Raw genomic sequence first — 16,836 nt, 5'->3', positions numbered from 1 at the left:
AGTATGTATGTATCATTAGGTATTTTCACTCAATACCGCAGAGAGTTAATGGGAGTAGCCACCGTACTCATCCTATTATGCCACTCCTTATTACCTCCCGCCATACATTGTCCGAACGACATACTGCGATGGATCATAATCACCGGCAACCGAGGAGTCGATATCTTCCTGTTTCTATCCGGATTGGGCATGTACCACTCCCTACGCAAAATGACCAAATGGAATCGGGGGGGGGTAATTCGGTGGTATGCAAAAAGATACAGGCACATTTTACTACCTTATCTACTCATTTGCTTCCCCTACTACCTGGTATTGGGTTGTGTAAACGACGGACATTTTTCCATTTCTATATTTTTATACCGCCTTTCCACATTGAACTATTGGTTGGAGCACAAAGGTTTTTGGTATATCGCCATGTTGATTCCGCTATATTTCTTAACTCCCTTTTATGCCCGAATAATAGATAAAACAAAATATCAAACTCTGCTAACCGTGACTTTATGCATCATCTTACTGTTAATCAGTACCATCAAAATCGAAAACAACAATTTGTTTTCGCATGTATGGAATAATACTGCTTTCGTACTGCAACGAATTCCTTCCTATCTCATAGGATATTATATGGCTCCCAGTATTCTAAAAGGCAAGAAAGTCAATCTTTTGAAATTGACAGGAATAATAGCAGGCTGTTTTCTCGTCATAAAAATTATCTTTCCGGCAAATACGTTCTGGGAATGGTTGGAGATATATCCGATTATGCTCGTATCGTACTTCTTCATCAAAAAAAGCGTATGGATCAAACGGATATGTACTTTTATGGGGCAAATCTCGTTAGAATCCTATTTGACCAATGGTTGTATGATATTATTGATCGGTTTATTACCCTGGGAAACCACACTTGACCATTTGAATTACGGTAATTACCTGCGCTATACATTGATTATTGTAACAGGTATAACGACAGCATATTGTGCCAATAGAATAATCAACAAAATAACAGCTCGCTTATGAATGTTCTGATAGCAGGCGATTTTTGCGATAGATACCGAATATCAGATCTTATCGCCCGTGGCAACTACGCTTCGTTGTTCGACGACATTAAATACCTCACGGAGCAGGCAGATGTCAGTATCATAAATTTCGAATTCCCAATCGTTTTGCACGCAGGAGTTCCAATTACCAAAAGCGGTCCCACATTACAAGGGCAGCCCGCCGCAGTCGATGCCGTCAAGTATGCCGGTTTCAATGTTTGCACACTCGCCAACAACCACATCCTCGACCAAGGTACAAAATGCTGTATTGAAACCCGCGAACTGCTTGAAAACGCCGGAATAAAGACAGTCGGCATCGGTAAGAATTCGGCTGAAGCAGCAACTGTTCTGTACATAAATCAAAAAGAGAAGGGAACATTAGCGATCGTGAATTGTTGTGAACATGAGTTCTCTATAGCAACGGCCACAACCGCCGGCGCCAATCCATTAAATCCGATACAACAATATTACAATATACAAGAGGCACGGACAAAAGCCGATTATGTTTTGGTCATCGTGCATGGAGGACACGAACATTACGCGTTGCCATCTCCCCGCATGAAAGAAACTTATCGTTTTTTTATAGATGCCGGCGCCGACGCAATAATCAACCACCACCAGCATTGTTATTCGGGATATGAAATATACCACGGAAAACCTATTTTCTATGGCTTGGGAAATCTGCTTTTCGATCATAAAAGCGAACGTCACGGTCCCTGGAACGAAGGTTTCATGGTATCGCTTCGACTCGACAAACAGACATTACCTCAATTCGAATTATACCCGTATACACAATGCAACGAACGACCTTCCGTTATACCGATGAACGAAGCCGAACGTAAAATTTTCGCAGAACGCATCGACAAGTTGAACCAAATAATCTCGAACGAAGACCAGCTGAACACAACATTCGAAACGTGGGCACAAAAAACAAGTCGCAATTTTCTGGTTCCATTCCAGCCCTATTGCACCCGCACAGCCAAACGACTTTTCGTACACGGCCTACTGCCGTCGTTCATTACCCGAAAAAAGAGATATCAAATACTCAACTATCTCAACTGCGAAGCCCATCTCGATAAATTGAGGACAGTCGTATCGAAATTGAAATAAAATTATTTCTTATGTATCATCAAGATCCTATACCATCTGAAAAAGCCCGTTTCGAATATCTTCACTCCTTTTATTCGAAAATAAACCGGGGTATCTCCCGTCCATCCCTGTTGGTACATAAACTACTCAACTTTCTATACGGATGTAATCTACTATCTGACAAGCTATTTCTGTCGTTAAAGTTTCGACTAAAAATGGGGGGGGGAATCAATTGGAAATCCCCCCACACATTCAACGAAAAATTGCAATGGCTCAAACTATACAATCGCCGCCCGGAATATACTATTATGGCAGACAAAATAGAGGCAAAAAAGTGGGTAGCCGAACGTATCGGAGAAAAATACATCATCCCGACCTTGGGAGTATGGACAAAAGCGGAAGAAGTGGATTTCGATACTCTGCCCGACAAATTCGTCATCAAATGCAATCACAACAGCGGAACGGGAATGTACATTTGCAAAGACAAACAGCAAATGGATGTGCAGAAAGTCCGTAACGGATTACGCACCGGATTGCAGGAAGACTACTTCCATCATAATGGAGAGTGGCCGTACAAAAACATAAAACCCCGCATCATCGCAGAACAATACATAGAAGATAAAAAATCCCATGAATTATACGACTATAAATTCTTCTGTTTCAACGGAAAAGTAAAATTATTCAAAATAGATTTTGATCGTTTTACGGAACATCATGCTAATTATTATACCCCAACGGGAGAAATCCTTCCGTTGGTCGAAACAGCATACCCACCACAATTCGATCGCATTATTTCTATGCCTTCAACTCTACCTCAAATGATATCGTTGGCAGAAACACTTAGTTGTGGAATCCCATTCCTCCGAGTCGATTTTTATACGATCGGAATGGATATTTTCTTCGGAGAACTGACTTTCTTTCCCACTAGCGGTATGACTCCGTTCGAACCGAAAGATTGGGATAAAAAACTGGGCGACATGCTAATCCTGCCTACAAAAAACAAATGACAAAATAATCAACATCCGCCGACTAATATGTCCCATTCGATAACAGATATTATAAAAAATCCAGCCTTATTGCTGCTTACATTGGGCCACCGAGAATATTTCAACTGGGTAAGTGATAAATCATATCTGAAGATTGCTTTTTGGGCGCGTATGCATAAAAAACTCGATCTGGAACACCCGAAATCGTTCAGCGAAAAACTGCAATGGCTCAAACTCTACGACCGGAATCCACGATACACACAGTTGTGCGACAAATACGAAGTAAAGGCCATCGTCGGCGATATCATCGGGCACGAATACCTCATCCCCACACTCGGTGTATGGGAGAAATTCGAGGATATAGATTTTTCGAAACTACCCGAACGTTTCGTGCTGAAATGTACGCACGACAGCGGCGGTGTGATCGTTTGCAAGGACAAATCAAAACTGAACTATAAAAAAGTCCATCGCAAAATCAACGCTTGCCTGCGGCATAATTTTTTCTGGGGAATGCGCGAATGGCCATACAAAGACATAAAACCCCGGATCATTGCCGAGCAATATATGGAAGACAATGCTTCCGGAGAGCTGCGTGACTATAAATTCTTCTGTTTTGACGGAAAAGTGAAAGCACTCTTCATTGCCTCCGATCGAATGACACAGGGAGAAGAAACAAAATTCGACTTCTTCGATGCCGATTACAACCACCTTCCATTCCGTAACGGCCATCCCAACGCCTCCGTATTACCGAATAAACCTCTGAATTTCGACAAAATGAAAGAATTGGCAGCCCAGTTATCCGCAGGTTATCCGCAGGTACGTGTGGATCTGTACGAAGTCAATGGTAAAGTATATTTCGGCGAATTGACTTTTTTCCACTGGAGCGGTATGACTCCGTTCGAACCGGAAGACTGGGATTACAAATTCGGAGAATGGCTTACATTACCACCTAAAACAAGATAAAATGGGCACTGTACATACGATAGAAAATCATCTGACGGCAATCAGCCGAACGATCCGGCGAGTACTCGTATCCTATTCGGAAAGGCAGAACATCCAAAAAAAACGAAAATTGATCGATAAAGTTTCCCTGACTGAAACCCAGAAGCAGGAGATAAAAGAATTCTTCCGAAAAAACTACGGAAAATCGTTATCTACGGCCTGGCACAGACTGTACCAAAGCTACACCGGCATATACTGCAAAGATTATTTCCCCGAAATTCTATTTTCGACACGATTGGAGCCGAAACTCAATCCATACAGAGAAGCAGAAATATTGGGCGACAAAAGTTTTTTGCCGCTATTGTTCTCCGGAATAGAAGGCCTTCACATCCCCCAAACCTATCTATCCTGCGTAAAAGGCATATACAGAAACGGGAACAATGCTCTGTTATCCCCAGCCGAAGCCTATATGTCATTATTCGACCGAGGCAAATGCGTGGTGAAAAAGACGATAGACACCAGTAGCGGACGCGATGTGCAGATATGCAACTTTGTCGGAGGACAAGACATCGGCAGCTCTTTGGCCGTTCGGGAAGTACTGGAAAAATTCGGAAATAATTTCGTTGTACAGGAATTAATCCATCAAGCGGACGTTCTTGCCACATTGAATCCATCGTCTGTAAATACGTTTCGGGTCATAACCTATATCCTCGACGACCGAATCCATATTTGCCCCATCGCATTGAGGCTGGGCCGATCTTCATCCGATCGTGATAACATCCATTACGGAGGAGTATGTATCGGAATAAACGCAGACGGTACACTAAAAAAAGAAGCATTTTCGGAACAAGGAGAACATTTTGTTTTTCACCCGGATACAAAGGTCAAATTCTCAGGCTACAACATAGGGGGGGGGAATTTGACTCGAATAAAAGAAACTGTACTAAAAATGCATGCGAATCTACCGTACTTAGGGATTCTGTCCTGGGATCTGTCTCTCGATACAGAAGGAGCCGTTGTTCTTATAGAAGTCAATACGACAGGGCAAAGTGCTTGGTTTTGCCAAATGGTCAACGGCGAATCCTTGTTCGGAGAGAACACCGGCAAAATGTTGCAATTGATTCGTAAATAATAACATGAAGATCGTTTTCTTTACAAGCGGACTTTCGGGCGGAGGAGCCGAACGAGTTTGTTGCAACCTCGCCAATTTTCTCTGCCAACGTGAACACGATATCGAATTTATCACCATATCCGATGACGAGGCGACGTATCCGCTTTCGACAAAAATAAGTCGCCAAGCACTCTTGCACCAGCAAGAACGGAGCAACTTCCTGCACGACAATCTGCTTCGTTTCTACAGAGTATGCAAGCTCATCCGCAAAACCCGATGCGACTGTTATATAGTTATGTTGCCGATACCGACAATCCTGCTATTATCACTTCGATTCCTCACCAAAGCCAAAATTATCGCTTCGGAGCGTGTCGATCCCTCCACGTACCCTCCTTCGAAACAAAAGCGATTGAAGAAAGTTGCCCATAAAGCCGATGGCTGGGTGTTCCAAACCGAAATTCAAAAAAACTGGTACGGGAATTCCATCGGCAGCGCAGCCGTAAAAATCATTCCGAATGCGATCAACAAGGAGTTCATCACCGCAGAATACTCAGGTCCGAGAAACAAGCAGATCGTTTCCTCCGGCAGGCTGACCGAACAGAAAAATCATGCTCTCCTGATAAAAGCATTCGCGGGTATAACAGCCAAATATCCAGCCTACAAACTGGTCATTTACGGCGACGGTCCGCTGCGGAAAGACCTCGAATTATTGGCCTCAAACTTGGGAATTGCCGACAAAGTCAGCTTTCCCGGTTACACGACAGAAATCCGGAAGAAAATCGAACGTTCTTCACTGTTCGTGCTTTCATCCGACTTCGAAGGTATGCCCAACGCACTGATGGAAGCGATGGCTTTAGGAGTACCCTGCATATCGACCGACTGCAAAGGTGGGGGCGCGAGATTTCTGATAAAAAACGGGACAAATGGATTGCTAACCCCCATTGGCGACGTGGAAGCATTACAGACCGCAATGGAGAAAATACTATCAGACCAATTTTTCGCAGACAATCTTAGCCATAATGCGCATAAACTCTGCGAAACACACTCTCCCGAAAAAATATACGCAGAATGGGAAAACCTCATAAAAAAGGTTGTATGCCTTCAACCATCCGATAAAAAGTAATCCTTTTGATGAAAATAGTATTCGTAACGGACACCCTATCCTCCGGTGGATCAGAACGTGTCCTCTCTACCCTTGCTAATTCTCTTTGTAAAACCTACGAAGTAAGCATCGTATGTTTAAGAAAACGGATGATTGCATACGACATAAATCCGGCAATAAAACTCGCATTTGCAGATGATCATCACCGGGACATCACGGCTAAATTATTGTGGCTACGCAAATATTTACGGCAATATGACCTTGTTATCGCCTTCATGTTACCTGTGTTTGTAGCAACATTGGCTTGTATGCTGTTTACCCGGACACCTATTATTGTTTCCGAACGAAATGACCCAGGAAAAGCCAGCCTATTCCGAAAAATAATACGGAGAATGCTCTTATTCAGAATGCAACATATGGTTGTACAAACCCCGGAGATTAAGAAATATTTTCCAGCAAAATACCATAAGCGCATATCCGTAATCGCCAATCCCATATCAGAACAATTCGAATGGCAATCAGCATTAAGCAGCCACAAAGAAAAGAAAATAATCTCCGTCGGACGACTCGATCCTCAAAAAAACCAGAAAATGATGATCGATGCTTTTGCACTTTTCAGTAAAACCCATCCTGATCACTGCTTAGATATTTATGGAGAAGGCCCTATGCGACAGGAACTCGAAGAATATATAGAACGAAAAGGATGTCGTGTCAGGTTACAAGGCAGGTCTGCTAACATAGCTTCACAAATGAAATCGGCACAAGTATTCGTCCTATCTTCCGACTATGAAGGAATGTCGAATGCAATGATAGAAGCAATGTACCTCGGATTGCCTGTAATCAGTACAAAAGTATCTGGTGCAAAAGAACTAATTATAGATCACATAAACGGATGCTTCGCCGACGATGCAAACTCGATCGCACAAGCATTTTCATATCTATCGGAAAATGAAACGGCTGCACGCGAGATCGGACTTCGCGCATCCAATACAATCAAACACTTAGTCGACAAAAATACCGTTTTGCAGCAGTGGATGGACATAATAGAAAAATATACAAAACTCTAATCACGATGAATTATCCTGTTGCCGTCATTATCCCCGTTTATAAAAACGATACGCCCCAATACGTCCGCCCCGCTATTGACAGCATCATAAAACAGACTTATTCCTGTCGAATATATATAGGAGTAGATGGTCCCATAGGAAATTCCTTAAATTCATGTCTGGAAGCGTATGAAAATAACAAAAACGTATCGATTGTACGTTTTGCAGAGAATCGGGGACTCGCCTGCGTCTTAAACGATCTGCTCCAAATATGTTTCGACAACGGTTACGAATACATCGCCCGTATGGATGCAGACGATATCTCGTTGCCGGATCGCATCGAAAAACAGATCTGTTTTCTGAATGAACACCCCGAAATAGATGTCGTCGGAGGGGCTATCAACGAAATCGACGAAGAAGGTTGCGAATCCGGGAAAACAATCGTTTATCCAGCGACTCCCACCGAATGCAAGAAATTTTTTGCGAAAAGAAATCCCCTCGCCCATCCCGCCGTTTTATTCCGCAAAAGTTTTTTTGATAAAATCGGACATTGTTACCGCCCTGAATATCGGAAAAACCAAGATACGATGCTTTGGTACGACGGCCTAATGCATGGAGTGAATATAGCAAATCTTCCGAACGTAGTATTGAAATTCAGAATGACCGAAGCCTTGTTCAAAAAGCGCCGGAATGGATGGGTTTTTGCAAAAAAACAATTGGCGGACAGATTGCAAATCAACAAAAACTTGCACTACGGCCATACCGCCGACTTATTCGCCTATGCCATGTTCTGTCTGCTCATCGCCCCTGCTTGGGTAAAAAAAATCGCGTATAAAATTTTTCGATAATTGTCATTACAATGGACGCAAAGTGGATTTTCGACCGCACGGCATCATTCTTGGGGTTGATTTGTTTATGTCCGATTCTACTAATCATAGCTATTTTGATCAAAATCAAAATGCCGGGAGGCCCTGTCATTTTCCAACAGGTTCGTGTCGGAAAAGAGGGAAAGCTCTTCACGATGTATAAATTCCGTTCGATGCAAGTAATCCATTCAGGCTCCAGTATTTCCATTGCAGGAGAGAGCCGAATCACCCCTTTGGGTGCCGTTTTGAGAAAATATAAACTCGATGAACTCCCCGAATTATGGAATGTATTGATCGGTGACATGAGTTTCGTCGGACCACGTCCCGATGTACCCGGATATGCGGATCAACTAACTGGAGAAAATAAACTCATTCTGAAATTACGCCCAGGAATAACCGGACCAGCCTCGCTCAAATATGCCAATGAGGAAGAGCTACTGGCACAAGTCCCCGATCCTGTAAAATATAACAATGAAATAATTTTTCCGGACAAAGTTCAAATCAATCTCGACTACTATTATACCCACACTTTTCGAGGAGATCTGAAACTAATTTTCCAAACGATTTTCCACACGTATCCGACTCCGGAAATTCAAAAATAATTCGTTATGAAACAACGCATCCATCTCTCGCTGGCACGTATGAGCGGCTGTGAGCAGCAATTCATTCAAGAAGCATTCGATACCAACTGGGTCGTTCCGCTCGGCCCCAACGTTAATGCATTCGAAAAAGATCTAGAAACTTTCATCGGACAGGGCAGACATATCGTTGCCCTCTCATCCGGTACAGCAGCCATTCATTTGGGACTTTTGCAATTGGGAATAGGTCCCGGAGACGAAGTGATTTGCCAATCGTTCACATTTTCGGCATCAGCCAATCCGATAACCTACCTGGGCGGAACACCCGTCTTCGTCGATTCAGAAGAGGAAACTTGGAATATGTCGCCACAATTTTTGGAACAAGCCATCCACGATCGAAAAGCTAAAACCGGAAAATATCCTAAAGCCATCATTCCGGTACATCTGTACGGCATGCCAGCCAAATTAGACGAAATATGCGCCATTGCCGAAAAGTACAATATTCCAATCTGCGAAGACGCAGCAGAAGCTATCGGATCTGAATACAAGGGGCAAAAATGCGGCACTTTCGGAGAATTCGGAGCGCTGTCGTTCAACGGCAACAAAATGATCACTACTTCTGGCGGAGGCGCCCTGATTTGCAGAACCGAAGAAGAGGCGAAACGCACAATTTTCTACGCTACGCAGGCACGTGAAGATCGCCCCTATTACTACCATAAACACATCGGTTATAACTACCGATTATCCAATATTTGCGCCGGTATAGGTCGAGGTCAAATGACTGTTCTCGAACAATATATCGCACGCCGCCGGGCAATACATACACTTTATTCCGAAAACTTCGCGGACACAGAAGGAATTCATGTCAAGCAGAATCCATCCTCCGAATACGATTCGAACTTCTGGTTGACCTGCATCGAAGTCGATGCGAAAAAATGCAATAACAAAACAGCGAATGACATTCGCATACATCTCGAACAGGAGAATATCGAATCACGTCTGCTTTGGCGTCCGATGCATATGCAGCCAATTTTCTCACGCAACGCATATTATGGAAACAAAATTGCGGAAACCATCTTCGAACGAGGACTATGTCTTCCTTCCGGCCCCTCTTTAACCGACGAACAGATTCTCGAAGTTGTTTCATCCATAAAAAAATTTATCCGATAAATCGAATCGTACTATTTATGCTTCGTATTAAGGATATACATTAGAACCATCTGTCAATCAAGCAGCCATAAACAACATCCGGATATAAAAATTACAAGTTGATAACATGAAAAACAGCAAAGTATATGATCGACCAATAAAGCCATTTCCGGAATATGTGCAAAAAGATATTACGTATAAACTTCATACTTTGCTGCTTGCATTGTTGCGCCCAACCATTACCCCTAGCATATTACAGCCAAACATACTGAACTTGTCTGAAGAAGACTGGACCCGTCTTTTTACCCTTGCGGCCCAACACGGCGTTACGGCCCTGCTCTTCGACACGATTCTCCGGCTCCCGGAACAGCAACAGCCCTCCAGAGCCCTCAAAATCCGTTGGGCCCTGAGTTCGGAAGCCATCGAGAAGCGCCATGCCCAACAGACCCGTGCCGCACACGAACTGACAACGCTCTTCGCTTCGCACGGCGTCCGTACGATCCTTTTGAAAGGGCTGGGCCTCAGCATTTACTACCCCCGGCCGGAGCACCGCGAATGCGGCGACATAGATCTGTGGCTCGACGACTGCGACAAGGGCAACCGTTTGATCGAAGAGCTGGGGATTAAAATCAATTACGATAGTGAAAAACATGCCGTTTTCCATTACAAGGGCGTCATGGTCGAAAATCACAGCCATCTGCTTATGCCGTCGCACCGCCGGACGGAGCGTGCCATAGACGATTTTCTCGTGGGTGAAGCAGAGAACAGCCGATTAGCGCCGGCGGGCTATTACACCCCATCCCCGATGTTCAACGCACTCTATCTGCTGCGCCACATGGCCCGGCATTTCGGGACGGAAGGCATCAACCTCCGACATCTGCTGGATTGGGGCCTTTTCCTGCGCAGCGAGCAATCGGAAATCGACTTCGAGAAAATCCTTACGCTTTACGCTGCAACCGGTTACGACACGGTCTATAACATTTTCACGGCATTGGCCGGCGAATTGCTCGACGAGGATTTCACACCGCTGCTCTCTGCCGTTCCGGATCCACAGCTCAAACAGCGGGTACTGAACGACATTCTCGGCTTCGGAGTGTACCGCACTCCGTCAGGTAACCGCCTGACCCGTATCGGCCGGAAAACCCGCAAACTCTTCTCATGCCGCTGGAAATACCGCACCTTACTGCCCGAGAATTTTTGGCGGGACGTAATCCTGCCTTCGCTCCTGTTCCACCTGAAAAATCCGAAAAATATCTGAATCGAAGCATTCCGCACGCCATCGGCAGAGCAGAACCGCATCTCGATTGCCGCGGAAGGGTGTTCCCATATCTGCACGAAGGACATCTGCAACCGCCTGTCGAAAAAGTCCGCTCGTTTCGTTTTTCCGTCCGCCAGGGAGGTAGCCTGTAAAATCCGATTGCCATAAAAATATGAATCGAACGACAGGGAGTCTTTGACTCCCTGTCGTTTTTTCCTCCGATAAGAACCTTCTACTTCTCTTTTTTCTTATCTTGCGATCGTATAACAGAATCCTGAACAATATGCCCATATTCACTCCTCCATCCCCTGCCTTGCAAAAAGCCTGGTGGAAAGAAACGATCGTCTATCAAATCTATCCCCGCAGTTTCAAGGACAGCAACGACGACGGCATCGGGGACCTGAACGGAATCACCGAAAAACTCGACTACCTGCATGGGCTGGGAATCGAAACCCTGTGGCTCAATCCGATCTTCGCATCCCCCAACGCCGACAACGGCTACGACATCAGCGATTACCGGCAGATCATGCCTGACTTCGGCACGATGGAGGATTTCGACCGGCTCCTGAAAGAAACACACGCACGGGGCATGCGTCTTCTCCTCGACCTGGTGCTGAACCACACCAGCGACCAGCATCCCTGGTTCTGCGAGGCCCGCACCTCGCGGGAGAACCCCTACTACGACTACTACCTCTGGTGGCCGGAGGAACAGGGCCACCCGCCCTACCGCAAGAGCCATTTCGACGAGAAGGGCGATGCCTGGTGTTACAACGCCCCGACACGCTCCTACTACCTGCACTATTTTGCCCGGCAGCAGCCCGACCTCAACTGGCAAAGCCCCAAGGTGCGGGCCGAAATCTACGACATTCTGCGTTTCTGGCTCGACAAGGGGGTCGATGGATTCCGTCTGGATTCGATTCCCTACATCGCAAAAGACACGTCGTTTCCGGAGATCGACCTTCGCAAATACCCGGACGTATTTCCCTATTACTCGCTGGGACCGCACCTGCACGACTACCTGCACGAAATGAACCGCGAGGTATTCTCCCGCTACGACTGTACGACCGTCGGCGAAGGCTCGAAAACCGCCCCCGAAGAGGGGTGGAAATTCATCGCACCCGAACGGCAGGAGCTCGACATGCTCTACCACTTCGGCGCGGCGGACATCCGCAACGAAACGGAGGCGGACGATCCCGCAACCGGTATCCCGTACAGCCTGCTCGCCCTCAAGCGTATGTACGCCGAATGGGACGCAGCCGTAGGCGACGGCTGGCCTACGATCTATCTGGGCAACCACGACCAGCCGCGCATGGTTTCGCGCTTCGGCAGCGACGCCCCCGAGTGGCGCGACCTGTCGGCCAAAATGCTCACGATGTTCCTGCTCACGATGCGGGGAACCCCCTATTGGCTGGCCGGCGACGAACTGGGCATGACCAACATCCGATTCACCCGCATCGAAGAGTACGACGACATTGACACGCGCAACCACTACCGCAAACTCCTGCGGGAAGGCGGCGATACGGAACAATTCCTGCGCGAGCAGCAGGAAATCGGACGCGACAACGCCCGCACGCCCTACCAATGGGATGGAACGCTCTACGCGGGATTCTCCACGGCGAAACCCTGGCTTCGCGTCAATCCCAACCACACGGAGGTAAACGCCGCCCGGGAGCTATGCGACCCCGATTCCGTATTGAACTTCTTCAGACGGGCCGTAACGCTGCGCAAAGGACATCCGGACCTGGTTTACGGCTCGTTCCGGCTGGTCGATGCAGACAACCCGCAGGTATTCGCCTACCTGCGGGAAGGGACAGGCCGAAACTACCTCACAGTCCTGAACTTCAGCCCGAAGGCTGCCCGGTTCGACCCGAAAACGGATTTGACCGAAGCCATGCCATTGCTGCATAACTACCCTGCCCCACCGATAGCCGAAAAAGAAGGCCCGATCGAACTACGGCCTTACGAAGGGATACTGTACCGGCTCGCATAACAGCGAACCGCACCGAAGCTGCGTTTAACCCATTCCGAACGCCCCCACAAGTAAAGGCCGGCCGCCAAACTCCCGCCAAAGAACCGACATTTTACAAATGCAAAAGACGGAAACCGCAGGGTTTCCGTCTTTTGCATTTTCGACCTAAATTCCTATTCCCACTCGATCGTTGCGGGCGGCTTGGAAGAGATGTCGTACACTACGCGATTGACCCCGCGCACCTTGTTGATGATGTCGTTGGACACCGCAGCCAGAAAATCGTACGGCAGGTGCACCCAGTCGGCCGTCATGCCATCGGTCGAAGCTACGGCACGCAGCGCCACGCAGCTCTCGTACGTGCGCTCATCGCCCATTACGCCGACGCTCTTCACGGGCAGCAGAATCGCTCCCGCCTGCCATACCTGGTCGTAAAGTCCCCACTCGCGCAGGGCATCGATATAGATTTTATCCACATTTTGCAGAATTTCCACCTTCTCCGGGGTAATATCGCCCAGAATACGGATCGCAAGGCCCGGACCGGGGAACGGATGCCGCCCCAACAGCTGCGGATCGATGCCGAGGGACTTACCCACGCGGCGCACCTCGTCCTTAAAGAGCAGGCGCAGCGGCTCGACGATTTTCAGGTGCATCTCTTCGGGCAGGCCGCCGACGTTGTGGTGCGACTTGATCATCGCGGCAGGTCCCTTGACCGATGCCGAAGCGGACTCCACCACGTCGGGATAGATCGTACCCTGCGCCAGCCACTTTACGTTCTCGATCTGCTTGGCCTCGGCATTGAACACCTCCACGAAATCGCGGCCGATGATCTTGCGCTTCTTCTCGGGATCGGTCACTCCGGCCAGGTCGCCCAAAAACCGGTCGTGGGCCTTGACACCCTTGACATTCAAACCCATCCCCTTGTACGATTCGAGCACGCTGTCGAACTCGTTCTTGCGCAGAAGCCCCGAATCCACGAAGATACAATAAAGGTTTTTGCCGATCGCCCGGTGCAGCAGCACGGCAGCCACCGACGAATCGACACCGCCGGAAAGACCGAGCACTACACGGTCGTCGCCCAACTTCTCACGCAATTCCCGGACGGTCGTTTCGACGAAACTCTCCGGCGTCCAGTCCTGTTTGCAGCCGCAAATGCCGACCACGAAATTCCGAAGCAGCGTAATGCCGTCCGTCGAATGATACACCTCCGGATGGAACTGAATACCCCAACTCCGCTCTCCCTCAATACGGAAGGCGGCATAGCGCACGTCCTCCGTGCTGGCGATCACCCGGTAGGTGTCGGGAACCGAGGTAATCGTATCTCCGTGCGACATCCACACCTGCGTAGGCGACGGAACTCCCTGCATCAGCGGATCGGACGGCTCGACGACCGTAAGCATCGCACGTCCGTACTCCCGGCTGGGAGCCGACTGCACTTCGCCGCCGTAGAAATGAGCCAGGTATTGTGCGCCGTAGCAGACGCCCAGCAACGGCAGACGACCTTTGATCGCCGTCAGATCGGGCTTCGGGGCTTTCTCGTCCCGTACGGAAAAGGGACTTCCCGAAAGAATGACGCCCCGCACCGAAGCATCCAGTTCAGGGATCTTGTTGAAAGGGTGGATCTCGCAATAGACGTTGAGTTCACGCACGCGGCGTGCGATCAACTGCGTGTACTGCGATCCGAAATCCAGAATGACTATTTTTTCCTGCATCTATCCTAATTTGGTTTTATTTTCTTCACTCGCATTTTCCGAATTATCCTTTTTCATACGGTACAGATTCACGGCGATACGGACGACGAAAAAATAGAAAAGCGCCGATGCCAACACCAGATGGCGCATCCATGCGTACCGACAGCCCGTAAACCACCAGATCGCCAAAAGCGTCAGAACAACGAACACCGCCGCCCAATCGTATCGGGTCGTTCGCAACCGATTTCTTCGGAAATTCGACATAGCGGGTCAGGAGTTTAGCGCTCGCTGCTGTAATTCGGCGCCTCGCTCGTGATGGCAACATCGTGGGGATGGCTCTCCTGCATACCTGACGAGGTGATGCGGATGAATTGAGCCTGCTTGAGCGCCTCGATGTCCCGCGCACCGCAGTAACCCATACCGGCGCGAATACCGCCGACCAACTGGAAAACCGTTTCCGAAAGCATTCCCTTGAAGGGCACACGGGCCACGATACCTTCCGGGACCAGTTTATTGATATTCACATCGCCCTTCTGGAAGTAGCGGTCGGCCGAACCGGCTTTCATAGCGTCCAACGACCCCATGCCGCGATAGCTCTTGAACTTGCGGCCGTTGTAAATGATCGTTTCGCCCGGAGCCTCCTCCGTACCGGCGAACATCGAACCGATCATCACGCAGTCGCCGCCTGCGGCAAGCGCCTTGACGATATCGCCCGAATAACGCAAACCGCCGTCGGCAATGACCGGAATGCCGTACTTGCGGGCTACGGACGCAGCGCCGTAAATAGCCGACAACTGCGGCACGCCCACGCCCGCAATGACGCGGGTCGTACAGATCGAACCGGGGCCGATACCCACCTTCACGCCGTCGGCACCGTTGGAAATCAGGAACTCGGCGGCTTCGGCCGTGGCGATATTGCCTACGACCACCTCCAGATCCGGATAAACCGCCTTGATCTTGTGCAGCGTATTCTTCACATTGACCGAATGGCCATGGGCCGTATCGAGCACGACGGCATCGACATCCTCATCGACGAGCGCCTTCACGCGATCCATCACGTCGGGTGTGATGCCGACCCCCGCCGCAACGCGCAGACGGCCTTTCGCATCCTTACAGGCGTTGGGATGGTCCTGCACTTTCGTAATATCCTTATAGGTAATCAATCCGACGAGCTTGCCGTCGGCATCGACTACGGGCAACTTCTCGATTTTGTTGCGCAGCAGAATGTCGGCCGCACGCTGCAAGTCGGAGTTGTGAGTGGTCACCAGCCCCTCCTTGGTCATCACCTCGTCGATCTTGCGGTTCATATCGCGCTGGAACCGCAAATCGCGGTTGGTCACGATGCCGATCAAATGCTGATCCGGAGCCACGACGGGAATACCGCCGATCTTGTTCTCCTTCATCAATGCCAGCGCATCGCCTACGGTATCGTCCTTGGAAATAGTGATCGGGTCGTAGATCATACCGTTTTCGGCACGCTTCACCTTCCGCACGTGAGCCGCTTGCTCGGCAATCGACATATTCTTGTGAATTACGCCGATACCGCCTTCGCGGGCCAGGGCGATAGCCAGAGGCGCCTCGGTCACCGTATCCATGGCGGCCGATACGATCGGGATGTTGAGTTGGATGTTTCGGGAAAAACGGGTCACTACGCTGACCTCACGCGGCAACACTTCGGAGTATGCGGGCACCAAAAGCACATCGTCGAACGTAAGTCCTTCGGGTTGCACCTTCTCATTGATAAAAGACATAGGAGTGAGATTTTGTTGCCTGCAAAAGTAATCATAATTTTTGGATTATTTTTCGTACACGCCCCGAATTTCCAAAAAATCGGCTCCACAGCAAGAAAAACATCCTTACAGCAGGGCGACCGTTTCAAAATCACGGGCATCAAGCCACCACGACGCTGCCGAAGCGTATTGTTTGCCTCTGGGGAGCGAGGTCTCGGCATCCAAGTATCACCTTTTTCAAAAAACGATTCCCGTATGAAATTTTATTACAATTCTATCGTTTAATTAATA

15 protein-coding genes are annotated in these 16,836 nt (G+C 48.4%); 12 read left to right on the top strand and 3 right to left on the bottom strand.

The window, feature by feature from the left end:
• The first annotated feature begins 3 nt into the window (after nt 1–3).
• The 12 genes from ALIPUT_RS13325 (at nt 4) to ALIPUT_RS01090 (ending at nt 13,148) form a co-directional block, all read left to right on the top strand.
• Nucleotides 4–1,011, top strand: coding sequence for an acyltransferase family protein (locus tag ALIPUT_RS13325; RefSeq protein ID WP_040293051.1), 1,008 nt, complete (start codon nt 4–6; stop codon nt 1,009–1,011).
• On the top strand, nt 1,008–2,141 hold the full coding sequence (locus tag ALIPUT_RS01140) for a CapA family protein (RefSeq protein WP_004327749.1): 1,134 nt from the start codon (nt 1,008–1,010) through the stop codon (nt 2,139–2,141). The genes ALIPUT_RS13325 and ALIPUT_RS01140 overlap by 4 nt, the downstream gene beginning before the upstream one ends.
• A gap of 194 nt (nt 2,142–2,335) precedes the next feature.
• Nucleotides 2,336–3,127, top strand: a complete 792-nt coding sequence (locus ALIPUT_RS01135) for an ATP-grasp fold amidoligase family protein (protein ID WP_004327748.1) — start codon at nt 2,336–2,338, stop codon at nt 3,125–3,127.
• A 150-nt stretch (nt 3,128–3,277) separates the two neighbouring features.
• On the top strand, nt 3,278–4,069 hold the full coding sequence (locus ALIPUT_RS01130; RefSeq protein ID WP_231290529.1) for an ATP-grasp fold amidoligase family protein: 792 nt from the start codon (nt 3,278–3,280) through the stop codon (nt 4,067–4,069).
• Nucleotide 4,070: 1 nt separating this feature from the next.
• The gene (locus ALIPUT_RS01125) at nt 4,071–5,180 is read left to right on the top strand and encodes a sugar-transfer associated ATP-grasp domain-containing protein (protein ID WP_004327746.1); all 1,110 of its coding nucleotides are present in this window, start codon (nt 4,071–4,073) and stop codon (nt 5,178–5,180) included.
• Nucleotides 5,181–5,184: 4 nt separating this feature from the next.
• On the top strand, nt 5,185–6,282 hold the full coding sequence (locus ALIPUT_RS01120) for a glycosyltransferase family 4 protein (RefSeq protein ID WP_004327745.1): 1,098 nt from the start codon (nt 5,185–5,187) through the stop codon (nt 6,280–6,282).
• 8 nt (nt 6,283–6,290) lie between these two features.
• Nucleotides 6,291–7,328: a glycosyltransferase gene (locus ALIPUT_RS01115; RefSeq protein ID WP_022460537.1), complete on the top strand. Its 1,038-nt coding sequence runs from the start codon at nt 6,291–6,293 to the stop codon at nt 7,326–7,328.
• Between the two features lie 5 nt (nt 7,329–7,333).
• On the top strand, nt 7,334–8,155 hold the full coding sequence (locus ALIPUT_RS01110) for a glycosyltransferase (protein ID WP_004327743.1): 822 nt from the start codon (nt 7,334–7,336) through the stop codon (nt 8,153–8,155).
• Between the two features lie 11 nt (nt 8,156–8,166).
• The gene (locus tag ALIPUT_RS01105; RefSeq protein WP_004327742.1) at nt 8,167–8,775 is read left to right on the top strand and encodes a sugar transferase; all 609 of its coding nucleotides are present in this window, start codon (nt 8,167–8,169) and stop codon (nt 8,773–8,775) included.
• Between the two features lie 6 nt (nt 8,776–8,781).
• Nucleotides 8,782–9,921 (top strand): DegT/DnrJ/EryC1/StrS family aminotransferase, encoded by a 1,140-nt coding sequence (locus ALIPUT_RS01100; protein WP_004327741.1) that lies wholly within the window; start codon nt 8,782–8,784, stop codon nt 9,919–9,921.
• A gap of 253 nt (nt 9,922–10,174) precedes the next feature.
• A complete protein-coding gene (locus ALIPUT_RS01095; RefSeq protein ID WP_050751430.1) occupies nt 10,175–11,158 on the top strand; it encodes a nucleotidyltransferase domain-containing protein in 984 nt (327 codons plus the stop codon).
• Nucleotides 11,159–11,441: 283 nt separating this feature from the next.
• Entirely contained in the window at nt 11,442–13,148 is a 1,707-nt protein-coding gene (locus ALIPUT_RS01090; RefSeq protein WP_004327739.1) for a glycoside hydrolase family 13 protein, read from the top strand.
• A 152-nt stretch (nt 13,149–13,300) separates the two neighbouring features.
• Here ALIPUT_RS01090 and guaA read toward each other — a convergent pair whose 3' ends face one another.
• The 3 genes from guaA to guaB are packed head-to-tail and all read right to left on the bottom strand — an operon-like array spanning nt 13,301 to nt 16,566.
• Nucleotides 13,301–14,836, bottom strand: a complete 1,536-nt coding sequence (gene guaA / locus ALIPUT_RS01085; RefSeq protein ID WP_004327738.1) for a glutamine-hydrolyzing GMP synthase — start codon at nt 14,834–14,836, stop codon at nt 13,301–13,303.
• Nucleotides 14,837–15,079 (bottom strand): hypothetical protein, encoded by a 243-nt coding sequence (locus ALIPUT_RS01080; protein WP_004327737.1) that lies wholly within the window; start codon nt 15,077–15,079, stop codon nt 14,837–14,839. It abuts the gene before it with no gap.
• Between the two features lie 14 nt (nt 15,080–15,093).
• Nucleotides 15,094–16,566, bottom strand: a complete 1,473-nt coding sequence (gene guaB, locus ALIPUT_RS01075; protein ID WP_004327736.1) for an IMP dehydrogenase — start codon at nt 16,564–16,566, stop codon at nt 15,094–15,096.
• Nucleotides 16,567–16,836: the final 270 nt, after the last annotated feature.

It is taken from the genome of Alistipes putredinis DSM 17216, from assembly GCF_000154465.1.
In the GTDB taxonomy this organism is placed as follows: domain Bacteria; phylum Bacteroidota; class Bacteroidia; order Bacteroidales; family Rikenellaceae; genus Alistipes; species Alistipes putredinis.
The sequence above is the reverse complement of the archived record's forward strand: the minus strand, read 5'-3'. Positions and strand labels throughout refer to the sequence as shown.